The sequence below is a fragment of the Nocardia amamiensis NBRC 102102 genome (genome assembly GCF_001612745.1).
In the GTDB taxonomy this organism is placed as follows: domain Bacteria; phylum Actinomycetota; class Actinomycetes; order Mycobacteriales; family Mycobacteriaceae; genus Nocardia; species Nocardia amamiensis.
In genome coordinates this window covers 55,783-78,134 of record NZ_BDBA01000030.1, presented here as the reverse complement: position 1 = coordinate 78,134, position 22,352 = coordinate 55,783, and the positions used below count along the sequence as shown (strand labels likewise).

The 22,352-nt window shown below is 67.4% G+C and carries 22 protein-coding genes; 13 read left to right on the top strand and 9 right to left on the bottom strand.

The features are described from left to right. Nucleotides 1-422: 422 nt before the first annotated feature. From NA4_RS08690 to NA4_RS08675, 4 genes are all read left to right on the top strand, one after another. Entirely contained in the window at nt 423-1,643 is a 1,221-nt protein-coding gene (locus NA4_RS08690) for a WXG100 family type VII secretion target (RefSeq protein WP_067466736.1), read from the top strand. 35 nt (nt 1,644-1,678) lie between these two features. After that, nucleotides 1,679-2,209 carry a hypothetical protein gene (locus NA4_RS08685; protein ID WP_157128901.1) on the top strand — a complete coding sequence of 177 codons (531 nt, stop codon included), beginning with the start codon at nt 1,679-1,681 and terminating at the stop codon, nt 2,207-2,209. Between the two features lie 380 nt (nt 2,210-2,589). Continuing rightward, nucleotides 2,590-4,026 carry a serine hydrolase domain-containing protein gene (locus NA4_RS08680; RefSeq protein WP_218022267.1) on the top strand — a complete coding sequence of 479 codons (1,437 nt, stop codon included), beginning with the start codon at nt 2,590-2,592 and terminating at the stop codon, nt 4,024-4,026. Between the two features lie 29 nt (nt 4,027-4,055). Further along, nucleotides 4,056-4,775 (top strand): MerR family transcriptional regulator, encoded by a 720-nt coding sequence (locus NA4_RS08675; protein ID WP_067466808.1) that lies wholly within the window; start codon nt 4,056-4,058, stop codon nt 4,773-4,775. Between the two features lie 46 nt (nt 4,776-4,821). Here NA4_RS08675 and NA4_RS08670 read toward each other — a convergent pair whose 3' ends face one another. After that, nucleotides 4,822-5,253, bottom strand: coding sequence for a MarR family winged helix-turn-helix transcriptional regulator (locus NA4_RS08670; protein WP_067466726.1), 432 nt, complete (start codon nt 5,251-5,253; stop codon nt 4,822-4,824). Between the two features lie 128 nt (nt 5,254-5,381). Here NA4_RS08670 and NA4_RS08665 point away from each other — a divergent pair, with 128 nt between their 5' ends. Further along, nucleotides 5,382-6,473, top strand: a complete 1,092-nt coding sequence (locus tag NA4_RS08665; RefSeq protein WP_067466723.1) for an alkene reductase — start codon at nt 5,382-5,384, stop codon at nt 6,471-6,473. Between the two features lie 156 nt (nt 6,474-6,629). Next, on the top strand, nt 6,630-7,553 hold the full coding sequence (locus tag NA4_RS08660; protein WP_067466720.1) for a zinc-binding dehydrogenase: 924 nt from the start codon (nt 6,630-6,632) through the stop codon (nt 7,551-7,553). A 7-nt stretch (nt 7,554-7,560) separates the two neighbouring features. On the opposite strand, the gene NA4_RS08655 is transcribed toward NA4_RS08660, so the two are convergent. From NA4_RS08655 to NA4_RS08620, 8 genes are read right to left on the bottom strand one after another with little or no spacing between them, the layout of a single operon-like run. Further along, nucleotides 7,561-8,373 (bottom strand): carbohydrate ABC transporter permease, encoded by an 813-nt coding sequence (locus tag NA4_RS08655; protein WP_067466717.1) that lies wholly within the window; start codon nt 8,371-8,373, stop codon nt 7,561-7,563. Then, complete coding sequence (locus NA4_RS08650) at nt 8,363-9,349, bottom strand: carbohydrate ABC transporter permease (protein WP_084496908.1); 987 nt, start codon at nt 9,347-9,349, stop codon at nt 8,363-8,365. Before NA4_RS08650 ends, NA4_RS08655 begins: the two co-directional genes overlap by 11 nt. A gap of 4 nt (nt 9,350-9,353) precedes the next feature. Next, entirely contained in the window at nt 9,354-10,211 is an 858-nt protein-coding gene (locus NA4_RS08645; protein ID WP_067466714.1) for a metallophosphoesterase, read from the bottom strand. Beyond that, nucleotides 10,208-11,581 (bottom strand): ABC transporter substrate-binding protein, encoded by a 1,374-nt coding sequence (locus NA4_RS08640; protein WP_245671198.1) that lies wholly within the window; start codon nt 11,579-11,581, stop codon nt 10,208-10,210. Before NA4_RS08640 ends, NA4_RS08645 begins: the two co-directional genes overlap by 4 nt. A 34-nt stretch (nt 11,582-11,615) precedes the next feature. Next, nucleotides 11,616-12,749, bottom strand: a complete 1,134-nt coding sequence (locus tag NA4_RS08635) for an ABC transporter ATP-binding protein (protein WP_067466708.1) — start codon at nt 12,747-12,749, stop codon at nt 11,616-11,618. 9 nt (nt 12,750-12,758) lie between these two features. Beyond that, entirely contained in the window at nt 12,759-13,652 is an 894-nt protein-coding gene (locus tag NA4_RS08630) for an alpha/beta hydrolase family protein (protein ID WP_067466705.1), read from the bottom strand. After that, on the bottom strand, nt 13,649-14,173 hold the full coding sequence (locus NA4_RS08625; protein WP_067466702.1) for a YiiD C-terminal domain-containing protein: 525 nt from the start codon (nt 14,171-14,173) through the stop codon (nt 13,649-13,651). Before NA4_RS08625 ends, NA4_RS08630 begins: the two co-directional genes overlap by 4 nt. A 10-nt stretch (nt 14,174-14,183) precedes the next feature. Continuing rightward, the gene (locus NA4_RS08620) at nt 14,184-15,344 is read right to left on the bottom strand and encodes an acyl-CoA dehydrogenase family protein (protein WP_067466699.1); all 1,161 of its coding nucleotides are present in this window, start codon (nt 15,342-15,344) and stop codon (nt 14,184-14,186) included. Between the two features lie 146 nt (nt 15,345-15,490). Here NA4_RS08620 and NA4_RS08615 point away from each other — a divergent pair, with 146 nt between their 5' ends. The 7 genes from NA4_RS08615 (at nt 15,491) to NA4_RS08585 (ending at nt 22,135) form a co-directional block, all read left to right on the top strand. After that, on the top strand, nt 15,491-16,423 hold the full coding sequence (locus NA4_RS08615) for a PDR/VanB family oxidoreductase (RefSeq protein WP_067466696.1): 933 nt from the start codon (nt 15,491-15,493) through the stop codon (nt 16,421-16,423). Nucleotides 16,424-16,508: 85 nt separating this feature from the next. Then, a complete protein-coding gene (locus NA4_RS08610; RefSeq protein ID WP_067466693.1) occupies nt 16,509-17,207 on the top strand; it encodes a DUF8020 domain-containing protein in 699 nt (232 codons plus the stop codon). 321 nt (nt 17,208-17,528) lie between these two features. After that, nucleotides 17,529-17,903 carry a DUF1304 domain-containing protein gene (locus NA4_RS08605; RefSeq protein WP_245671197.1) on the top strand — a complete coding sequence of 125 codons (375 nt, stop codon included), beginning with the start codon at nt 17,529-17,531 and terminating at the stop codon, nt 17,901-17,903. Continuing rightward, nucleotides 17,900-18,469, top strand: coding sequence for a TetR/AcrR family transcriptional regulator (locus tag NA4_RS08600; RefSeq protein ID WP_067466690.1), 570 nt, complete (start codon nt 17,900-17,902; stop codon nt 18,467-18,469). The genes NA4_RS08605 and NA4_RS08600 overlap by 4 nt, the downstream gene beginning before the upstream one ends. A gap of 229 nt (nt 18,470-18,698) precedes the next feature. Next, nucleotides 18,699-19,721 carry an alpha/beta hydrolase gene (locus tag NA4_RS08595; protein WP_067466687.1) on the top strand — a complete coding sequence of 341 codons (1,023 nt, stop codon included), beginning with the start codon at nt 18,699-18,701 and terminating at the stop codon, nt 19,719-19,721. Between the two features lie 690 nt (nt 19,722-20,411). After that, the gene (locus NA4_RS08590; protein ID WP_218022266.1) at nt 20,412-21,659 is read left to right on the top strand and encodes an NsdA family TPR-like regulatory protein; all 1,248 of its coding nucleotides are present in this window, start codon (nt 20,412-20,414) and stop codon (nt 21,657-21,659) included. Next, entirely contained in the window at nt 21,656-22,135 is a 480-nt protein-coding gene (locus NA4_RS08585; RefSeq protein WP_067466681.1) for a hypothetical protein, read from the top strand. Before NA4_RS08590 ends, NA4_RS08585 begins: the two co-directional genes overlap by 4 nt. Nucleotides 22,136-22,352 lie beyond the last annotated feature (217 nt).

Here is a 22,352-nt window from a genome sequence, read left to right as displayed (position 1 = left end):
GGGATCGGACCAGAAAGCCCGACAACACGCAGACACGACGCGCATACCGCACCCCGACTCCCTGCATGCCAAACCCCACCGCATTTGGCACAGCTCGCTCTCCCCGTCATAGCGTCGCTCTCCCCTTGTCGCCGGTCGTGACCGACGTCGCCGACTCAACTCGATCGCCTTGTAGCCGAACAGTTTTCCGCCCCTTTACCCCTGCAGTCAGCCAAGGTCGGTCAACTGTGTTTTGCCAGGTAAGCCCACTGAACGGCGCGCGTCAAGCCCCAAAGGGGCTACACCTGCGGGGCGTGGAAAATGCATGCCACCGAGGCGACCGTTGGTCCCGGTACCCGGCACCGGGGTGACGCCGTGGCTCCCACACGGCGCATCGTCCCGCACGAGCCGGACCTGCGTCAGGCCACCCAGCGATGAGTTGGATGCCGCCCACGAAGACCCAGATCCGCCAATGGAACTTCGATGCCCTGACCGAACAGGGCAGCGAATGGGCCCGCGCCGCGCAGACGGTCACCGATCAGCACCGCGTCATCTCCCAGCAGCTCGCCGATTCTCCGGGATTCTGGCGCGGGTCCGCCGGTGAGGCAATGCGCGCGAAGAGCGAGGAAGCCAAGACATCCTTGTCCAAGGTGGTCACGGCCTTCGACAAGGCTGAACCCGCCACCTCGCAGATCGTCTACCTCCTGGGTTTTGCCAAGTCTACTGCCGTCAACGCGATCAAGGCGGCCGAGGACGAGAAGTACACAGTCGGCGAGACCGGTGACGTAACCTACGACCCCGCAGTTCTGGCTTGGCTGATGGAAAAAGACGGTGCCGAAAAGTCCGTCGCGGAGGCAGCCCTGAATCAGGGCGCCCGGCAGCACCGGGACGCGATCGTCAAGGCGCTGCGAGAAGCCGGTGATGCTGCGGCATCCGCCCGCGAGACGATCGAGAAGGTTTTCGCTGACGTCCCGATCCCACCCAATGCCAGACTCGACGAGATTCTGAACAACTACCAGGTCGAGCCCGACCCTCAGGGCTTGGTGGAGTGGCCTGACAACGAGCTACTGAAGCAGTTGCGAAGAATACCCTGGCTCGGTGACCAAATTCCGCAGGAAAAGGTCACGGTGAGTGAAGCTGCCATGCTCGACCAGCTCAGCCTTCTCGACAAGGCCAAATTCTTCCAGATCCAGTCCGACGCCAAGGATGTCTGCGAAGAGCTCTACCCCGACACGCGCGTCGACGGAGACGGAAAAGAAGTAAAAGACTCTCAAGACAACCACGCCGATGCCTTCCGCCACACCTACTGGAACGCGCGGATGACTCAGGAGTTCGGCGAGGAGTGGACCAAGGAGTACGCCTCGAAGCATGAGGGGAGGGGCGACAACGCCGCGGTGCGCGAGGCAATGGACCTACACAACAACGAACTCGGGCGCAAGATCGCTATGGCGAACCCGGACGCAAGCCCCGAGGAGTTGCAGGACATCGTCAAGGACGCCGTCGATCGCGGTGACGCGGTACTCATCGACCAGAATCAGCAGTTGAACTGGACCAACAAGGTCTCGCCCGACCACGATGTGGACTCGGATGCGTACGACGCCAACCAGGACAAGGCATACCTTCCGGGTTCGCCGACAACAGACAACCGACCATCGCCCAAATAACGACCTGCCGCTGTTCCAGGCAATAGAGAGGACGCATGCACGTCGCCACAAGGAAGACCGCTGGACGGCTGCTCCGCGCCGTGGGCATGGCCGCTGTTCTGGCCCTTTCATCAGGGTGCAACCCTCCATTCTTTGGTGACCGCGTCACGGTCGCGAATGAACCGCCGGCCTTGGCGGCGGCCTTCGACCGCCTCTGCAGTGGTCCGGGAACGGCGCGCGTGGGCGACCTCGTCGCTGAGTCCGGCATCGCCATTGGAGAGTGGGACCGGTGGTACAGCTTCTCCGCCCCGTTCTCGGAGGAGAAGATCAATTCCACCCTTGGGACGCGCGGAGCAGATTGGTACAGCTACTCGAATGATGAGCATGTGAGAACCGAAGTCTTTGTTCGTGACGGTCGAGTGGTTTACGCCTTTACGAACTATCTCAGAGCCGGCCATGGCTTCAACCCCACTGTGAATCACGGGAAGTACGCCACTCCCGACTCGATGGTGACGTCGCAGGTAAAAAAGGGGGAAATGATCGGGGAGGCGGATGTTTGTCGCACGGAGATCCAGGGCGCGGGGTAGCGCCAACGCTGCAACACGCGACCTCTCCGGGTAGCCGCGCGCCACCCGGCTGGATATGTCATGTAATTCGTTTTGCTGGTTGGTGTTACGGCACGGTGTGCGTCAGGTGGGCGGCTGTTGACTGCGGTGGTCAGCGGGTCGATGGCGGCGGCGGTGTCGGTCAGCGGGAGCTGTGCCCGGCACATCGAAGTGCTGGTCCCGGCCGACCGGCACGAGACGGTGCGGGATCTGAGCGCACGGGATCGCTCCTTGCAGCGGCGACATCACTGCCCGATCCCGCCTCGCCGCTTCAGGGTTGCGGCCCGATCAAAAGTGCTCGCCGGTCTTCTTTTGTTTCGGGGTTGACCTTGCCCTAAGGGCAAGGTTCGACGATGGTTCGCATGAACAACAACGCACTGCACACCGTCGAAGCCCAGATCCGCGAGCAGGTCGCCGCCTACTGCGAATCCGACAACGTCCCCGGGTTCGTCGCCGGCGTCTACCACGGCGGCGAACAGATCGTCGTCGCCCACGGCACCGCGAACGTCGCCACCGGCGCGCCGATGCTCGACGACACCGGATTCCTCTTCGGCTCGGTCACCAAGGTCCTGACCACCACGCTGGTCCTCCAGCAGGTCGAGCGCGGAGTCCTCGACCTCGACGCGCCGGTGGTGAAGTACCTCCCCGAATTCGCGCTCACCGCATCGGGTGCGGCCGAGAAGATCCTGGTCCGGCACCTGATCTCGCACACCAACGGCATCGACGCGGACCTGTTCTTCCCCGATGCCAAAGGCCGCGACGCCCTGAAGACCTACGTCGACGGGCTCGCGATCAGCTGCGGGACCCTGTTCGAACCCGGCGAGCAGCTCAGCTACTCCAACGGCGGCATGATCGTGGCGGGCCGCCTGCTGGAAGTGGTGACCGGCTTGTCCTTCCCCGACCTGCTCGAGCGCGACATCTACGCACCCGTCGGTATGCGAGACTCCAGCACCTCAGCCGAGCAGGCCATCCTGCGCAGTACCGCTGTCGGCCACTTCCCGAACGCCGAAACCATGGCGGCCGAGCCCACCGGCATGTTCACGCTGCCCGAGACCTGGGGACCTGCAGGCGGCACGCCGATCGGCACCATTGCCGACCTGCTCGCCTTCGGACGCACCCACCTCGAGGGCGGTGTGTCCCCATCCGGCACACGCGTCCTCTCCGCCGAGTCGACCGCGCTGATGCAGCAGGTCTCCTACGACATGGCCAGTCCGAACGTCCCGCCGATGGGCCTGGGCTGGGTGCTGTATCCGTTCGGCGAAACGACCGTCCTGGCCATGTCGGGCGCGTCGCCCGGTGGCGTGTCCATCCTCTGCGTCGTGCCCGAATACGACCTGGTCTTCACCGCTTTCGGCAATACCCCGGGGGCGATCATGCTGCAGGACCAGCTCCTACAGTGGCTGCTGAGCGAGCATCTCGGCGTCGAGATCCCCACTCTGATCACCGAATCGGCGCAGGACGTCGACCTCACCCCATACGTGGGCACCTACCGGTCCGATCAGCTCCGAATCGACGTCAGCATCGTGGACGGTCAACTCGAGGAGCGGATGACCTACGAACCGGCGGACGAATCGCAGGAGCGGATCTTCACCGAGTTCGCGGGCGGCATGACCGCCGCCCCGCCGCAGCGCTACGTGCCGATCCGGCCCGGCCTGTTCGCGCCCGCCGGATACCCACTGGAGACCTTCGACGGATACCTGCGCCTGCTGCTCGTCTCCTACCACGACGTCCGCGAGGGCCGAGCGCGCTTCCGCAACGGCGGCGGCCGCCTGACCCGACGGGCCGACCGTTCCGAATGACCTGATCGCCGAGTGGAAGGATGTCCAGCATGATCACGATCGGGCGGCTCGCGGACTACGCCGGAGTGACCATCAAAGCCATCCGCCACTATCACGAGCGCGGTCTGCTCGCCGAGCCCGACCGCGACTCGTCCGGCTACCGGCGCTACACCGCCCAAGATGCCATCGATCTCGTCAAGATCAGGACCCTTGCCGATGCGGGTGTGCCACTGGCCCGCATCAAGGACCTCCTGGACGCGGACCCGGCCGCGCTCGCCGCGGCCATCGCCGAGATCGACCGCGACCTCCGAGACCGCATCGCGCAGCTGCGGCGAACCCGCGAGCAACTCGCCCAGCTGCGCGGCGGCGACCGGCTTTTCGTCTCCCAGGAAGTCGCCGACTATCTCGACGATTTGCGCGAACTCGGCGTCAGCGAGCGCCATATCCACCTGGAACGCGACGGCTGGATCCTCATGCAAACAGCCTCACCCGAAGACGCCGCCGCGTGGATCGCCGAAAAGCGCGACCTCCTCACCGATCCCGAGTTCCGCGCCCTCATCCTCGACCACGACGCCGCCTACGACTGGTCGCCGAGCGATCCGCGCCTGCCCGCCCTCGCCGACCGCACCCGCAACTGGTTCGCCAACCACCACAGCCGATCCGAGACCCAGCCCGTCGCCAACCCGGCTATCGCCCGGTTGGCCGCGCAATCCCAGCCCGGAGCCTCATCCCCAGCGTGGGACCGCCTCGCCCAGCTGATGAAAGGCTAGCCGCGATTCCGCGGTATGGCCGACCCGCGGTGGTCCTCGGATGCCGCTACTGGGGAGCAGTAAGGGCTTTGCGGAGTAGCTCGGTTAGTTGGAGTTGTTCGTCAGGGGTGAGGTTGGCCCCGGCGCGACGGGGGAAGTCGAAGGATTCCTCGAAGGCGGCGTTGACGGCGTCGCCGTCGAGGGTGCGCTGAATTTGCCGGGAGCGGCGGTCTTCGGGGTTGGTTTGGCGCTGGACCAGGGAGCGGGCCTCCAGGCGAGTGACGATCTGGGTGATGTTGGAGGCGTCGCAGCCGAGTTCTTCGGCGAGCTCGCCCATCCCCCTGGGGATGCCGACCCGGCCGAGGACGCACGCGTGGGCCATGCTCATCGCGTGTTCGTGGGCCGCGGCCTCGAAGGCGTGGTTGTAGGCGTCCACGAACTCGAACATCAACCGCTCGAGGTCGGTGGACGTGCTCACGGGGCCTGCCGGTACTGCCATGCGGAAATTCTAGGCCAACTTTTAGCGGAGATACTTGATCCACTAAAGCAATCGTGTCACGATGATGCTTGATTCAATAAAGTATTCGCGCTCGGGCATCGTGCGCGAGTCGGACAAGCAAGGAGTACATGGTGAGCACCCTGTTCGAGCCGGTCTCGATAGGCAGATCGCAGCTTCCGAACCGACTGGTGATGGCTCCGATGACCCGGAACCGGGCCACCCCGCAGGGCCTCGTCACCGAAGTCACCGCCGAGTACTACGCCCAGCGGGCGAGCGCGGGTCTGATCATCAGCGAGAGCATTCAGCCCAGCGTGATCGGACAGGGCTACTTCCTGACCCCGGGGCTGCACAACGAGGAGCAGACCACCGCGTGGCGCCAGGTCACCGATGCCGTGCACGGGGCGGGCGGGCGAATCTTCGCCCAGCTCACCCACTGTGGCCGCATCGGGCATCCCGCCCTCTACCCGGACAACGCGCTTCCCCTCGCCCCGTCGGCGGTGGTTTCCGGCGAGCAGCTGTTCACACCCGACGGGATGCTCGATCACCCCACGCCCCGGGAAATGACCACCGAGGACATCGCCACCACGATCACCGACTTCACCGCCGCCGCGCGCAATGCCATCGCCGCCGGGTTCGACGGTGTCGAGCTGCACGGCGCGAACGGCTATCTACTGCACCAGTTCTTGGCCGACAACACCAACCTGCGCACCGACTCCTACGGCGGATCGGTGGCCAACCGCATCCGTTTCGTCATCGAGGTCGTGGCCGCGGTATCCGAAGCCATCGGCGCCGACCGCACCGGCATCCGGCTCTCGCCCGGCAACCCGTTCAACCACATCGAAGAGGCCGACCCGGCGCCGCTGTATGTCGACCTGCTGACGAAGCTGGCCGAACAGGGCATCGCCTACGTGCACATCGTCGAGGGCGGCGACCGCGAGCTGACCACGAAGCTGCGCGCCGCCTGGCCAGGCGCGCTCATCCTCAACCCGCACCGCACCCCGGACGCGTTCCCCGCGACCGTCGAAGCCGCCGAAGAGGCGCTGGAATCCGGTGTCACGGACGCGGTCTCGCTCGGCGCCCTGTGGCTGGCGAACCCGGATCTCGACGCCAGGATCAAGGCGGGCGGGCCGTACAACACCGCCGACCAGGCGACCTTCTACGGCGGCGACCGCGCCGGATACACCGACTACCCGACTCTCGACAAGGTCACGTCGGCCTGATATCCGCGACGACCGCTCCGACGCCGGGTCCCGGGCTCCGGGCGACGTCGGGGCGGTCGTTGCGCGCCCGTCCCGAGCACGCGGTGGCGTTCGGCGAACGCGCGCCACACCACAACGCCGGCGCTCCGTGCGCCGGCCCACGGAGGAACACAGGAGATGAAGGCACTCGTACACGACAGGGTCAGTCCGCACACGCTGCGCATGGCAGACGCGGAGGACCCCGTTCCTAGGCCGTCCGAAGCGCTCGTCGAGGTCGTTTCGTTCTCATTCAATTTCGGGGAGGTCGCTTTCCGGGTACCCGACCTACCCGACGGGACGATCCCTGGCTGGGATGCCGCAGGCATCGTCGTCACACCCGCGGCGGACGGGTCGGGACCACCCGCGGGAACCCGGGTGGTCACGTTCGGCTGGTCCGGTGCCTGGGCGGAACGCCGCGCGGTCGACACCGCTCAACTCGCCGTGGTGCCCGACGGCCTGGATCTGGGTGGCACCGCGGCCCTCCCAGTGGCCGGGGTCACTGCCCTGCAGGCGGTTCGGCAACTCGGGTCCATCGTCGGCCGTCGCGTCCTGATCACCGGGGCGTCCGGTGGTGTCGGCAGGTACGCAGTGCAACTCGCGCACCGCGCCGGGGCGGAAGTCATTGCCTCGGTGGGCAGTTCGGAACGGGGGATCGGTCTCGCCGAACTCGGAGCCGCTGAGGTGGTGATCGGACCCGAGGCGATGCGAGGCCGCGCCTTCGGTGTGATCGACAACGTCGGCGGGAAGCAATTGGCCGACGCCTACCTGCGACTCGAACCGGGCGGCACCGCGGTGGCCGTCGGCAAGGCATCGCGGGAACCGACCACCATCGACTTCGAGGAAGCCCGCATCCGGGTCGACCGGGGGCGCATCGAGACCTTCAATATCGCGACCCCCTTGGGTGACGACCTCGAGCAGCTTCTCCGGTTTGCCGAGCGTGACGAGCTCGACCTGTCGATCGGCTGGCGCGGCGACTGGGCAGACTATCGCGACGCCGTCGAAGCTCTGTTGCACCGGAAAGTCCGTGGCAAGGCCGTCCTCGATATCCGGCAATCGGTTTGAGGTTGTCCTACTTCAACCCAGACCTGACGAACGCGTTGACGATGTGGCGTTGCAGTAGCAGGTACATCAGCAGCACCGGCAGGCAGGCCAGGCTTGCCACCGCCATCATGGGTCCCCATTGGTCGCCCTCGGTGCCCATGAAACTGCGCAGGCCGAGTTGGAGCACGCTGTTGGATTGGCGTAGTACGACCGCGGGCCAGAAGTATTCGTTCCATGCGTTGATGAACAGCAGGATTGCCAGCGCCGCCAGGGCGGGGCGCAGATTGGGCACGACCACGGTCCACAGAATCGACCAGGAGGAGCGGCCGTCGATTTTCGCCGCGGCCACGAGTTCCTTCGGGAAGCTCGCCATGTGCTGGCGCAGCAGCAGCACCGCGAGTGCCGAGCACAGTGTCGGGAGCACCACGCCGATCAGTGAGTTGAGCAGGCCGAGCTTGGTCAGCAGCACGTAGTTGGGCAGCATGGTCACCTGGAACGGCACCAGCCAGGTGCCGACGAACGCCAGGTACAGCACTCGCTGGAAAGGGAAGGTGTACATCGCGAACGCGTACGAGGCCAGCAACGCGATGAGTAGCTGGCCCGCCGCCGACAGCGCCGCGACGAAGAAGGTGTTGCCGATCAGGCCCAGCACGTCGACCTTGTCGGCCGCGTCGCTGTAGTTGGCGAACGAGATCGGCCAGGGGATCGGTGACAACGAGGTCACGTCCTCGGGCCGCCGCAGCGACGTGGCGAACAGCCAGTAGATCGGAAACGCGCACAACACCGCGGTCGCGGCTAGCAGAACATGGCTGCCAGCGGTTCGCAGTCGGTCAATCGTCATGGAAGGCAACCTTTTCCGAGACCCACACCAGGATTCCGGCGATCACCCCGAATCCGGCGAACAGCAGCACACCGGCAGCGGCGCTGAGCCCGGCGTCGAAGCTGTGGAACGCGTAATCCCACAGCAGGTAGTAGATATTGGTGGTCGCCTGTGCCGGGCCGCCCTGCGTCATCGAGTCGATCAGCGGGAACGTCAATGTCGGACTGAGCAATACCGTGGTGAGCACCAGGAACAGCAGCGTGGGCGACAGCAGGGGCAAGGTGATCCACCGCCGGATCTGCCCTGCGCTGGCACCGTCTACCTGCGCCGCCTCGTCGTAGTCGCCGCTGATCCCGGCCAGTCCGGCCCAGACCACGAGCACGGCGAACCCGAGCAGCTGCCATCCGGTGATCACGATGATCACTGTGTGTGCCGTGCTCACGTCGTAGACCCAGTTGCGGTCCGAGCGGAGAACCTGGTCGACGAACCCGCTGCCGGGATGCAGCAGCCAGCGCCACACCGCCGCCGCCGCGACCGGTGCGACGAGGAACGGCGCGAAGACGAACGCGTGGTAGACGGTGCGCGCCCGAGCGTGCACCCGGCGGCTGGCCAGCGCGATGAGCAGCGGCAGCAGCACGGTGAACGGCAGCATGCCCGCGATCAGCACCCCGGTGCGGCCGATCGAGTCCCAAAACGCCGGAAGATCCAGCAGCCGTTCATAATTGCCGGTGCCGACCGGCTTCATCGGCGCAGTCGGCAGCAGGTTCCACGAGTACGTGGACAGCTCGACCGCTTGAACCAGCGGCCGATAGATCCACACGACGAGCAGCACCAGTGCGGGCGCCAGATACAGGTACGGCACGGCGAACCGCCCCGCCCGGCGAAACCGGGCGAGGCGGTTCGACGACGCAACCGAATCGGACACCTCCGTGATCTCGGTGTCCACCGCGCGGCCGACGTCCGTAGCGCGGCCAACGGGGGATTCGATGACGAACATCGAGTTACCCGGCCTCCGTGGCGAGCGCGGCGAGCTGGTCGAGCACGTCCTGCTCGGGCCGTTCGTAGAGGATTTCGGCGGGTGTCGCCTCGATAGCGGTGGCCACCAGCGCCGAGCCGAGCAGATCGATGCGGCTGTAGCCGAATCCGAGCAAACCCCGGTGCCGTCCCGCGGGCGCGATCGGATCGATCCGGTACGCCAGCGCGGGCCCGATCCAGACCGGTATCCCGGCCAGCGCCGCCGCAGCGGTGAGATGGTTGTGCCCGCAGACGATCAGCCGCACATCGGAATCCGCCAGGACCTCGGCGAGCAGCTCCGGACGTGCCAACCGCAGGTACTCGGTGGCCGCGACCGGCGAGGGGATCGGCGGGTGGTGCAGCACCAGCAGTGTGCCCTGCCGGGCCCGCTCACGCAGCTGGTCGGCCAGCCAGTCCAGCTGCCGCTCCTCCAGCCGTCCGTCGTGCCGCCGCGGGGTCGTGCTGTCCAGCGCGATCACCCGCAGTCCCGCCACATCGACGACCTGGTCGAGCGGGGCGCCGGGATCGACCGCGGCGGAATCCATCCCGAGCAGTTCGGTGGCGAAGGCGGTGCGCTCGTCGTGGTTGCCCATGACGTAGACCGTCTTCGCGCCGAGCTCCTCGGCCACCGGCTCGACCGCCGAGCGCAGCCGCCGATAGGCCTCGGGCGACCCGGTGTCGGTCAGGTCACCCGAGAGCACCAGCGCGTCGATGCGCTGCCGCGAGGCCCGCAGCTGCTGCAGCACGTGCGTGAGATTGGCGTAGGTGTCCACCATCCCGTGCACCCGTTCTCCGGCGGGCCGGATATGGGTGTCGGTGAGCTGGACGATCGTCGCCGCGCTCATGACGCCGGAAGGAGTTTGGCGCCCTGGTCCCTGGCGGTGGTGAGGGTGGGCTGCGGATCCTTTCCTTGGAACACGATTGCCTCGACCGCTTCCATCATGCCGTCGCGGATCTGCAGGTAGTTGGTGCCGGGCATGGAGATCCACGGCTCCATGTTCGCCAGCTGGGCGACATTCGGCGCCAGCAGCGGGTTCTGCTTGGACCACGCCTGCAGGCCGTCCGGATCGTCCATCAGGCCGGTGCGCAGCGGCAGGTAGCCGATGCCCTGCGAGATCTTGGTGTAGGCCGGTTCACTGGTGAGGAACTTGATCAGTTCCCACGACGCGCGCTGCTTGGCCGGGTCGTTGGACAGGATGTGCAGCGAGGCGCCGGAATTCGTCGGCACGGTGGGCTTGCCCGCGAAGCTCGGCATCGGCGCCGAGCGCAGATCCCACTTGTCCTTGGCGCCGGTGACGAAAGTGCCCTGGATCGCGCTGGTCTCCAGGATCATGCCGATCTCACCGCGGGCGAACGCCTCGTAGCCCTGCTTCTGGTTGAACTTCGGCATGCCGCCGGAGTTGACCAGCTGCTGGCCCATCGCCGTGACCTCGACCGCGGGCGCGTCGGCGAAGGTGAGCTTCGTGCGGTCCTCGGAGATCACCCGGCCGCCGTTGGAGCGCACCAGCGACTGGAAGCACCAGTCCTTAGCCGTCTTGGTCAAGCAATCGATGTAGACCCCGCCTTTGCCGGTCGTCCCGGTGATCGCCGCAGCGGCCTCGGCGACCTGCTGCCAGGTGGCCGGGGGCTTCGCGGGGTCCAGACCCGCTTCGGTGAACAGCGAGGCGTTGTAATACAGCACGGGAGTGGAGAACACGAACGGAACGCCGTAGGTGTGGCCGTCCCAGTCGGCCAGCGTGCGGGCCTTCGGCGCAAACGGGTGCTCGGCGCCGTCGAAGTTGCGCTGCACCTCCTGCTTGCCGACCAGGGTGTCCAGCGGCTTGGCGCCGAGCTGGTGAATGGTGAAGTCCAGGTCGCTGAAGCCGAGCTGCGCGACGTCCGGCGGCGCACCGGCCACCATCTGGTTCTGGATGCTGGAGATGGTGTCGGTGGCCGGGTTGGGGCTGTTGCCCTGCGGCTTCTGCGCGGTCACCGTGATGTTCGGGTGCTTCGTGCGGAAGTCGGCGATCAGGGAGTTGAAAGTGTCGGTCCAGGCGCCTGCGAGTCCGTAGTTGTAGGACTCGAACACGATCGACACCTGCTGATCCGGCTTCAGCTCCGGGATCAGCGCGGCGTCGGTTTTCGAGTCGGTGGTGGTGCTCCCCAGTCCGCCGCAGGCGCTGAGCGCCACGGTGGTTGCGAACACCAGGCCCAGAATGGGCGCGGTGCGTTTCACGGTGTGTCTCCTCATCGAGTCGGGGTGTGCGGGTTCAGGCGACGGCTACGGGTTCGTCCGCGCTGTCGATTCGGGCGTCCTGCCGCGCCTCCTGCCAGGTCAGGCGCAGTCCGGAGGCGGCATGGAACAGATGGATGCGCGCCGGGTCGACGCGCAGCGCGATGCTGTCGTCGGCCGCGACGCCCGCGGGCCGGGGCGCGCGGGCGCAGAGGGTGCGATCGCCGGTGGTGAAATGGATGAGCTCTTCGCTGCCCAGGTTCTCCACCATCGTGACCCGGCCGCGAATGTCGGAGCCGGTGGGATCCAGCCGCAGCTGCTCGGGGCGGATACCCGCGACCACTTCGATGTCGTCGCCGAAATCTGCTGTGCTGATGGCCAATTCGGTATCGATCCCGTCGGCCACCACGCGCAGGACGCCGTCGCGTTCGGTGACAGCGGCGGGGAACAGGTTCATCGGCGGCGCGCCGAGGAATCCGGCGACGAAGGTCGAGCGCGGACGGTCGTAGAGCTCGGTCGGCGTGCCCACCTGCTCTACCCGGCCTTCGTTGAGCAGCGCGATCCGGTCGGCCATGGTCATCGCCTCGACCTGGTCGTGGGTCACGTACAGGAAGGTCGCGCCGAGGCGCTCGTGCAGGGCGATCAGTTCGGCACGGGTCGCGCTGCGCAGCTTGGCGTCGAGGTTGGACAGCGGCTCGTCCATCAGGAACGCGCCGGGATCGCGAACCATGGCGCGCGCCAGCGCCACACGCTGCCGCTGCCCGCCCGACAGCGCGGCGGGCCTGCGGCGCAGCAGCTCGGTGAGACCGAGTATTCCGGCCACCTCCGACACCCGCTCGGCGATCTTCGCTCGAGGTGTGCGCCGGGCGCGTAGCGGGAACCCGATGTTCTTCGCGACGGTCAGGTGCGGGTAGAGCGCATAGCTCTGGAACACCATGGCCAAGTCCCGCTGCTGCGGTGCCTGGTGCGTGATGTCCTCGTCGTCCAGCAGGATTCGGCCGCCGGTCGGGTCCTCCAGGCCGGCGATCATGCGCAGCAGGGTGGATTTGCCGCATCCGCTGGGGCCGAGCAGCACCAAGAACTCGCCGTCAGCGATGTCCAAGCTCACCGCGCGCACCGCGTGAGCGGCGCCGAATTGTTTCGACACCGCTTCGATTCGCAGTCGTGCCACCGATGCCCCTCAGCCCGGCAGCTCGCCCGCGACGATCCAGGTCGCCACCCTGGCCGCGATCGCGGGCGAGTCCTTCACCCAGAGAAAGTGGTCGCGGTGCTCGACCGGCGAGTTCTCGTCGATGTGCCAGTGGGTCACCCGGGCGCTTGGCATCCGGGAGACCAGAAAGTCGACGTTGGACTTCGGGCCGAGCACGTCGTCGGACAGCGAGATGACCAGCACCGGCGCCGTCATGGTCCGCAGCAGTGTGTTGTACCGCCGCTTGCTGCCCTTCGGGCGGTAGTAGCTGGTCAGCGAGTGCATCGACCAGTCGCGCATGACGCCGCCTGGCATCGGGGCCGGAATGAGCACGCCGCCGGGCCAGTGACCCTTCCACCGGGAGACCAGGCCGATCCACTGGATCTGGCTCAACGCCTCCCACCAGCGGCGGGCGCCGAACGCCCACCAGAACACGGTGCCGGTGCCGATGACGGTCACGCCCGCGATCCGCTCGGCTTCGGCCGCGGTGAACAGCAGCGCCAGCTGACCGCCGAGGCTGTGCCCGAACAGGTGGATCGGCGCCTCGGGGAACCGTTCCCGCACGGCGGTGACCAGCGCGGGCAGGTCGGTCTCCAGCATCTCGCGGTAGCCGAAATCGCGATGCAGCCCCAGCTCCGGCTGGGCCTCGCCGTGTGCGCGCAGATCGGTCATGGCGACCGAAAGCCCTTGGGCATGGAGTTCTTTCGCGAGCAGCAGATAGTTCTTCGCCTTCATGGCCATGGCGGGCAGGATCAGCACGACCGGCGCGGCCGCCTTCTTCGCGGGCAGGAAGCGGACGGTGAAGGTGACGCCGTCGGTGGTGCCGACCTTGGCCGACTCCAGCGTGGTGAACTCCGAGCGATTGTGCGGTGCCGCGGTGGTCATCGGCCTGCCTCCGGAATGGTGACGTCGCAGACGTAGTCGAAGGTGAACTTGGCGACGGCCACATCGCCGTCGTCGAGCAGCGTCACCTTGCCGGACAGCTCGAACCGGTTCGACGCGGTCGCGGCGAGCACGTCGGCGAGTTCGCGCTGGTCGACGGTGGCGACAGCGCGGATGCGACCGACGGCGGGCTTGCGGTAGGACGCGGTTCCCCCGCGCAGCACCAACCGTTCGACGCTCGGCAGGCGGGTGGCCGCGGCGCCGACGAACGCGGCCGCTCCGCCGATGTCGGCGGCGGTGAACAGCGCACCGGCGTGCACGGTGCCCATGTGGTTGCGCATGGTGCCCGTGGCGGGGATCTCGACGACGGCGCGCTCCGGGCCGATCTCGGTGATCACCGTTCCGACATGACGGCCGAACGGAACCATCTCCTGCGACACCGCACGCAGGTATTCGTAATCCACAGCGGTGCAGTCGAGTTCGGGATAGGCCGCCGCGAACCCGGCGATCTCACGCGTTGTCATGATGTCTCCTTCAGCGTTTCGTGCGCAGGGCGCGGCGGGCGATGGACCAGCGCAGGACCTCCGACGGCCCTTCGTAGATGCGGAAAGCCCTGGCCTCCACCAGGAATCGGGCAACCAGGTGGTCTTCGCAGACGCCGAGCCCGCCGTGCAGCTGCACCGCACGGTCGAGCACCCGCCAGACCGCCTCGGAGACGAACGTCTTGGCGATCGACGCTTCGTGCCGCGCCTGCGAGGACGTCGGCCCCTGCGCGTCGATGGTCTCGGCGGCGGTGCGGATCACGCCGCGGGCCGCGGCGATGTCGATCTCGTTGTCGGCGATGAGTCCCTGCGCCATGCCGTGCTCGGCGATCGGGACGCCGAACGAGGTGCGCGTGCCGATGTGCTCGATGGCAAGCTGGTGCGCGCGCACGGCCAGCCCGAGCCAATTCATGCAGAACACCAGTCGCGAGGGCGCGAGCCGGACCTGAGCCAGCGTCAGACCCTGGCCGACCTCGCCCAGCACGGCGGAATCGGGCACCTCGCAGTCGGCGAAGGTCACCTCGCAGTGACCGCCCGGCGCGCTGGTGTGGTCGAGCGTCGGCATCCGGCGGCCCACCCGCAGCCCGGGGTTGTCCTGGTCGACCAGGAACATCGTCGGCCCGTCGCCGGTGCGGGCCACGCAGATGGTGAACGCCGCACCCTGCGCGCCGGTGGTGAAATGCTTGGCGCCGTTGATGATCCAACCGGAGTCGGTCTCCTCGGCGACGGTCTGCAGCATGCCGGGGTCGGATCCGGCGCCGGGTGCCGGTTCGGTCATCGCGATCGCGGACCGCACGTCGCCGGAGGCCAGCGGCGCGAGGTAGCGCTGTTTCTGGTCCTCGTTCGCGACGTGCGCGAGCAGGTGGATGTTGCCGTCATCCGGCGCCCATGCGTTCAGCGCGATCGGTCCGAGCAGGCTGGCGCCCGCGGCCTCGAGCACCTGCGCCTGCGCGCGGGTGTCCAGCCCGAGTCCGCCGTACCGCGGATCCGACAGCGGGCCGAAGACACCGGCCTCCTTCGCCTTCTTCTGCAGCTCGAGCCGCAGCGCGTCGTCCATCACCCGCCCGTCGACGACGACCTCGCGTTCCACCGGAACAACCTGGTCCCGAATGAACTGGGTGGTCTTGTCCACCAATTCCGCCACAGTGCTCATGGCGTCAGTCTCCGGGCGGCGCGCGGGTGCGGGCGGGGGCGATAGTCAACGTCGATTGTGCGAATCGACTGCCCGTTCGTCCGCTGCGGGCGCGGTCGGTCTCGGCGACGGTGATCGCGGAGACGTTGCCGGGCTAGGGGACGGAAATGACTGACATAGCACTACGAGTCTGGCGCCGCCGCGACGAGGCCGTGGGCGTGTTTTCGCTGGATCTGGCCGCCGTCGACGGCAGCGAACTGCCGTCGTGGACACCGGGTGCGCACATCGACGTCGCGGTGGGCGCGGCAGGGGTGCGGCAGTACTCGCTGTGCGGCGACCCCGCCGACCGGTCGCGCTGGCGCATCGCGGTGCTGCACGAGCCGGACGGGCGCGGCGGCTCGGCCTATCTGCACCGCGCCGCGCAGCCCGGGTCGGTACTGCGAGTGTCACAGCCGCGCAACAACTTCGAACTCGTCGAGCGCGCGAGTTACGCATTCCTGGCCGGGGGGATCGGGATCACCCCGATCCTGCCCATGCTGGCCGCCGCGGAAGCCGCGGGCGCGCGCTGGTCGCTCTACTACGGCGGCCGCACCCGGCGGCACATGGCATTCGCCGACGCCATCGCCGAGCGCTACCCCCGGGCGCACCTGCTGCCGCAGGACGAGCACGGCCTGCTGCCGCTGCCCGGGATTCTCGACGGCCTCCGCGACACCGCCGTGTACTGCTGTGGTCCCGAACCCCTCTTGGCCGCCGTCGAAGCCGAAGGAGCGCGCCGCGGTCTCCCCGTGCACCTGGAACGCTTCGTGCCACGGCGGGTGCAGTTCGCCCCGAACGAGACCTTCGAGGTGCGGTTGGCCGCCAGCGGACGGACGTTCCAGGTCGGGGCGAACCAGTCCATCGCCGACGTCCTGGAATCGGCCGGGATCGGCATCGTCACCTCATGCCGCGAAGGCACTTGCGGTAGCTGCGAAGCCGCGGTTCTCGCAGGCGATATCGAGCACCGCGACACGGTACTCACCGCCGACGAGCAGGCGCGCGGCGACACGATGATGCTGTGCGTCTCCCGGGCCAGGTCGGGCCGGCTCGTGCTCGATCTCTGACCTGCCCGCCGTGCATCGCGGCAGGCGTGCGGCGCGTCAGACGTGGCCGCAACCCCCGAGAAAACCCGAGAGGAAAGAAGCAAGGATGAGGAAAATCGTCGCGGTGGCCGCAGGTCTGGTCGCCGCAGTCGGGATCGCGTCCGGCGCGGCCGGTGCGCAGCCCGGGACCGAGGAAGCGGTCGACTTCACCGCCTACGCCACCGACACCCAGTCCATCGTCACCACCGACGCCGGTTCGATGGTCGTCGAGGGCGGTGTCTTCAAGATCAAGGCCGCCAATGGCACCGTGCTCACCGGCATGCCGCTGAAGTTCCGGGTCGACGACTTCGAATTCCCGATCGCGGCCGACATCGCCGGTCGCTCGGCGACGCTGACTCCGCAGTTCGACATGGCGCACGCGACCTACAAGCCGGTCGCCCTGCCGTTCGAGGACAAGGCGCCCTGGAAGACCGAATACGACCGGGAGCAGGCCGCCTGGTCCCGGATGACCAGCACCATCTCGATGGGCGCCACCCTCGGCACCCTGGTCGGCGGCATCGGCGGCGCCGCGGTCGGCTGCGTGCTCGGCGGCATCGCCGGCGCTACCGTCGCCTCCGCGGCGATCGTCGGCCTGTTCGGCGCGTTCATCCCGGCCGCCGCCATCGGCTGCCTCGGCGGCATCGTCGCCGTCGGCGCCCTCGGCACCATCGCGGGCCAGCTGCTGGTCACCGCCCCGATCGCCATCGGCGCGGCCATCCAGTACTTCTCCACTATCAACCAGCCTCCGCCGGCCCCGGCGAAGTAGATAGTGGCGAAGAACCCAACGTAGCGTTCGTTGGGGGACACCCGACCCCGTTCGGCTACGGCCGGGCGGGGTCTTCGCCGTTGTCGGCCGGGACACCGTCGGGTTCCGCGCCCGGGCAGGCTACGCAGGAGTGCGTCCGCCCGGCCTCGCCACGCCGTCGCTCTGTACCCATCGTCGAACCCCAGGAACTCCCACTCCACATGGCTTCTCCGAGTCGGGACCGGTGGATCTTCGCTGCACGCTGTCGGTGCCAACGAGGTGGGCGCAGTAGATGTACAACTGTCTATGTAAGATGGACATCTGTCTATAAAGTTTAAGCAGATGAGGATGACGATGGAGACGACTGCGAATGTCCTGGTCGGCCTGGTGGCCGCCCTGCACGTGTACTTCTTGGTTCTGGAGATGTTTCTGTGGGAGAAGCGGCCCGGGCGCAAGCTGTCCGGTTTCGATCCCGCTCTCGCCCGAGTCACCGCTCCGCTGGCCGCGAACCAGGGCCTCTACAACGGTTTCCTGGCGGCCGGGCTGATCTGGGGCCTGATCGCCGGTGATCCGACCGGGTTCCGGGTCCAGGTCTTTTTCCTGGCCTGCGTGCTTGTCGCCGGGCTGTATGGCGGCGCCACCGCGAACCGGCGCATCCTCATCGCCCAGGCGCTGCCCGGGGCGCTTGCCCTGGCCGCCGTCCTGCTGAGCCGGTGACGTCCCCGCATTTGCAAGACCCCCGGTCCGCCCGGACCCGAGGCAGGCTGCGCAAAGCCCTGCTGGACGAGTGCGCGCAGCGCCCGCTGGCAGAGGTCAGCGTCGCCGCGCTGGTGCGCCAGGCCCGGATCGGCCGCGCCACGTTCTACCTCCACTACAGCGACCTGGAGGCGCTGGCCGTCGACGCCTGCGCCGACGTGGTCCGCGACGCCGTGGACGCCCTGCACGCCTGGCGCGGCATCCCCGACCCCGAGACCCCGCCGCCCGCTCTGGCCGCCTTCTTCACCGGCCTCACTCCGCACGCCGGCCTATACCGCACGCTGCTGCGTCCGGGTGGTGGCGGCCCCCTCGGCCAGGTGCTGCACCGGGATCTGCGCGCCCGCAGCCACACCGAACGCACTCTGGCCAGGGCGCCGGAACCCGACCTGATCGCCTCGGCCGTGGCCGCGACGTTCGCGGGCGTGCTCGCCGACTGGCTGCACGGGCTTATCGAAGCCACCCCTGACCAGATCGCCCACCAGGTCTGGCGCCTGCTCGTCACGCTGCACCGCACTCGCCTGCCCTGACGGCCCCGTCTCTGCCGCGCCGACTCGGACGCGTCCGGCTCACCGACCCGGACCTCGGGCTCGAGGCCCAGCGCGTCCTCGACAGGTATGCCCGCGCCCAGAGGGCACCTCCCATCTGCGATAGCTATTTTCTAGCGAATCAACTGGGTGGATGCGGCAGGGCGTACCGTGATCGAGGAAGGGGGTCACTCTTCGGCGGATCCGCCGTGATACCGGAAAGGAGCCCTTCATGCCTCAGCTTCCGAACCCTCCCGGCCCCGCCCTGGAGCCAGAGGCCCGGCGCCTTGCCGAGGCGACCGCGGCGCACCCTCGTATCTACGAGGTTTCGCTCGCGCAGGGTCGTGAGCTTCTCGCCGATCTGCAATGCGGAGAAGGGGTCGACAAACCTCCGATCGATGCGCAGCGGGTGACGGTTCCCGGCGGTCCGACGGGCTCGGTGCGCACCCGCGTCATCCGGCCCAAGGGCGTGCGCGGCCGGCTGCCGGTAATCCTTTACATCCACGGCGCCGGGTGGGTCTTCGGTGACGAGAACACCCACGACCGGTTGGTCCGCGAACTGGCCGACGGCGCCCAGGCGGCGGTGGTGTTCCCGGTGTTCGACCGGTCGCCGGAGGCCAAGTACCCGACCGCGATCGAGCAGAACTGGGCCGTCGGAACCTGGGTCGTGGAACATGGCGCCGAACACGACCTGGACGGTTCCCGGATGGCTGTCTGCGGCGACTCCGTCGGCGGCAACATGGCGGCGGTGTTCGCGCTGATGGCCAAGGACCGCGGTGGCGTGAACCTGTCGGCGCAGGTGCTGCTGTACCCGGTGACGAACGCGGATTTCGACACCGCCTCCTACCTGCAGTTCGCCGAGGGCTACTACCTGACTCGCGAAGGCATGCAATGGTTCTGGGATCAATACACCACCCACCCGGAGGAGCGTAAGGAGGTCTACGCCTCGCCGCTGCGGGCGAGCCTGGACCGGTTGCACGGCCTGCCGACCACGCTGGTGATCACCGGCGAGGCCGACGTGCTGCGCGACGAGGGCGAGGCATACGCTGCCAAGCTGCGCGAAGCGGGGGTCGAGGTGACCGCGGTACGAGCTCTGGGCATGGTGCACGACTTCCTGATGCTGGACAGTCTGCGCGAATGCCACGCCACCAAAGTCGCTCGCACGCTCGTTGTCGAGGCGCTCGCCGAGGCGCTGCACGGCGCCAATGCTCGTGCCACCATCCCGCACTGGTTCCACGCACCGGCACACGTGTGAGTCGGAGACACGGCCGGGCTCCCTCAATCGCGCGGGATGATGTCTCGGGCTCCGATCAATCGGTTGGTTGTACCGGCAGGAGTACCGACGGCACCCGCGGGCGAGCGGACGCGAGGGCATTACTGCCGCACAACCCAGCCGGGCCATCTCGGCGAACAAGCCGACATCGTTCGGCAAGTCCGGGCCGGTCAGGAACGTCCAGCGCCGTGAGCGCGGATGAGTCAGGACCGGTCCCAGCCGGTGGCCGTGGCGCTGCATCCACGCCTTGACCTCCCACCCGACGAAAGCGGGCATCACCAACCCGCACACGCTGCCGGTCCGTAGCGCGATCCGTCCTAGATGTGCTGGTTCCACCTCTGCGGGCAGGTCACACACCTGCCGGTAGAAGTGGCAGACCGACAACGGCGTGTCCCCGATCCGTCCTGGTGAACCCACCCGCGCCTCCCTCGCTCGTCCGGTTGGTAAGCACCCGACGCCGAGGCCATCACCGCCGACCACACTGAATGGCGGCGTGCCGGGATGAGGAACCGGGAGCACCCGGCGTCGGGGCTGGTATCTACGGTGTCGTGTCGCGCACACGAGGTCGACGGCGGATGTCGGGGAAGACTGTGGGAAATCAGTGGGAACGCTGGCTGACTACTGCGGTTGTGCTTATTCTCGGGTGAGGTCCAGCAGAGAGGCCGAAGTCCCGTGACCGGACGGAATGACCTGCTAGTGGAGGCGCGGTTGCGGGTGGAATCGCCCGGAGCGCCTGGCCGTTCGATGACTCGGCAAGAACTGGCGGATGCGGTCAATGACCACGTTTTCCGGGCAACCAATATGCGGGGTGCCGTTGATGAACGGCACGTCGGCAAATGGGAGCGAGGCGAAACGACGTGGCCGCGAAAGCACTACCGTGCGGCACTCCGAGCTGTTCTGAACGTAGCGACGGATGCCGAACTCGGGTTCACCCGGCACCGAAGCCTGTCGGGCGATGATGACGTGAACCGCAAGCAGTTCCTCGAGACCGCGGTGGCGATGAGCGCTGGCGCGGTTTTAGTCAACTCAGCGCCGAGCGACAGCGATTTGGTCGATGCGATCGCTGGTCCGACCACGCATTACCGCCGTATGGAATCGTCGGTGCCGTCCGATCGGCTTCAACCGGCTGTCGAGGCACACCTTGGTCTTGTCACTGGCATCGTGGGTGATCGGCTGCGAACTTCGGCTGGCTTTCGCGTCCTGTCGGAAATAGCTGGCCTTGCGGCGTGGCTTGCGGCAGATCGGGGTGACGACGCCGCCGCGCGGCGGAGGTATACGGAGGCATTAGGCCATGCTGAGCGGACGCATCATCCGCTCCTCGTCGCGTATATGACAGCGAGCCTCGGGCACTACGCCGTGGAGAGCGGCGACGCGGGTGCGGGACTGGTTCTACTTCATACTGCATCGGCGCAACTGGGCACGGATGTACCAGACAGCGCCGGAGCGTGGTTGGCCTCCTTGCTAGCGGTAGCTCATGCGGCTACGGGGAACCGAAAGAGTGCCACAGAGTCGTTACGCCGTGCCGAGCAGCTGGCGAGCCGTCAGCGTGGCGAACCGCGTTGGCCATGGGTATTCGTGTTCGATGAGGCCAAGGCAGCGCGGTATCAGGCGAGCACCCTTGCGCGACTCGGCGATTTCCGGTCAGCACGTTCGGCGTTCATTGCGGCCGAGCCAGCGCTGAACACGGCGAAGCCACGGGCGTTGGCGCAGGTCGAACACGCGCACGTGTTGGCTCGCACCGGCGATATCGAGGGCGGCTGCGAGCTGGCCACCGAAGCGCTAACAGTTGGCCTCAGTCACCGCAGCGAGCGAATTACCAGGCGTGCCAGGGGCTTCCGAGCTACCCTACCGGCGAAAACGCTGGAAGCCCGGCGGCTGGATGACGCGCTGGCGACACTCTACCGACGGGACGAGCAATGACGCGTGTTGCTATTACCGGGCATCGAGGACTGCCACCTGATGCGACAGCGCTGGTCGAGACCGCGTTGCGCTCGGAGGTCGCGAAACGCGCAAGCAGCGAACTAGTTGCTGTGAGCTGCATCGCGGACGGGCCGGATAGTTTGTTCGCCCGTGCGGTGCTCGATCTCGGCGGCTCTCTGATCGTGGTGGTTCCCGCCCGCAAGTATCGGGACAGTCTGCCCGCCGAACACCACACCACCTACGACGAGTTGTATTCGGCCGCAACAAAAATCATCGAAGTCGGTCGGGAAGAATCCGATTCGGAAGCCCACCAGGCGGGCGGTGTGCGAATGCTTGACGAGGCGGACGAGCTCATTGCGGTGTGGGACGGTCTACCCGCCCGGGGATTCGGTGGCACAGCGGATGTGGTGGCAGTGGCTCGCGAGCGACATATGCCTGTCACCGTGGTGTGGCCTAGGGGCGCACGACGGGACTGAGGTCAAGTCTTCGTGGTACCAGGTCAGGTAGGGGGTGAACCGGGATGGGGCAGAACCACCCGTACTACGGGCAATTCACGATTTGGCGGGGGAGGGGGCATGGCCCGCTCGGGGAGGGGCAGGTGTCACGGCGGCCCTCGGGCCGAAGATCCGGCCCAATGGCATGGGCTGAACCTGCTCGGGTTCGCTCTCATGGAGGCACGCGCGGTACTGCGAG

Coding starts and splice junctions, on each gene's coding strand:
- NA4_RS08690 (WP_067466736.1), top strand. CDS start 423: ATGCCGCCCACGAAGACCCAGATCCGCCAATGGAACTTCGATGCCCTG.
- NA4_RS08685 (WP_157128901.1), top strand. CDS start 1,679: ATGCACGTCGCCACAAGGAAGACCGCTGGACGGCTGCTCCGCGCCGTG.
- NA4_RS08680 (WP_218022267.1), top strand. CDS start 2,590: ATGAACAACAACGCACTGCACACCGTCGAAGCCCAGATCCGCGAGCAG.
- NA4_RS08675 (WP_067466808.1), top strand. CDS start 4,056: ATGATCACGATCGGGCGGCTCGCGGACTACGCCGGAGTGACCATCAAA.
- NA4_RS08670 (WP_067466726.1), bottom strand. CDS start 5,253: ATGGCAGTACCGGCAGGCCCCGTGAGCACGTCCACCGACCTCGAGCGG.
- NA4_RS08665 (WP_067466723.1), top strand. CDS start 5,382: ATGGTGAGCACCCTGTTCGAGCCGGTCTCGATAGGCAGATCGCAGCTT.
- NA4_RS08660 (WP_067466720.1), top strand. CDS start 6,630: ATGAAGGCACTCGTACACGACAGGGTCAGTCCGCACACGCTGCGCATG.
- NA4_RS08655 (WP_067466717.1), bottom strand. CDS start 8,373: ATGACGATTGACCGACTGCGAACCGCTGGCAGCCATGTTCTGCTAGCC.
- NA4_RS08650 (WP_084496908.1), bottom strand. CDS start 9,349: ATGTTCGTCATCGAATCCCCCGTTGGCCGCGCTACGGACGTCGGCCGC.
- NA4_RS08645 (WP_067466714.1), bottom strand. CDS start 10,211: ATGAGCGCGGCGACGATCGTCCAGCTCACCGACACCCATATCCGGCCC.
- NA4_RS08630 (WP_067466705.1), bottom strand. CDS start 13,652: ATGACCACCGCGGCACCGCACAATCGCTCGGAGTTCACCACGCTGGAG.
- NA4_RS08625 (WP_067466702.1), bottom strand. CDS start 14,173: ATGACAACGCGTGAGATCGCCGGGTTCGCGGCGGCCTATCCCGAACTC.
- NA4_RS08620 (WP_067466699.1), bottom strand. CDS start 15,344: ATGAGCACTGTGGCGGAATTGGTGGACAAGACCACCCAGTTCATTCGG.
- NA4_RS08615 (WP_067466696.1), top strand. CDS start 15,491: ATGACTGACATAGCACTACGAGTCTGGCGCCGCCGCGACGAGGCCGTG.
- NA4_RS08610 (WP_067466693.1), top strand. CDS start 16,509: ATGAGGAAAATCGTCGCGGTGGCCGCAGGTCTGGTCGCCGCAGTCGGG.
- NA4_RS08605 (WP_245671197.1), top strand. CDS start 17,529: ATGAGGATGACGATGGAGACGACTGCGAATGTCCTGGTCGGCCTGGTG.
- NA4_RS08595 (WP_067466687.1), top strand. CDS start 18,699: ATGCCTCAGCTTCCGAACCCTCCCGGCCCCGCCCTGGAGCCAGAGGCC.
- NA4_RS08585 (WP_067466681.1), top strand. CDS start 21,656: ATGACGCGTGTTGCTATTACCGGGCATCGAGGACTGCCACCTGATGCG.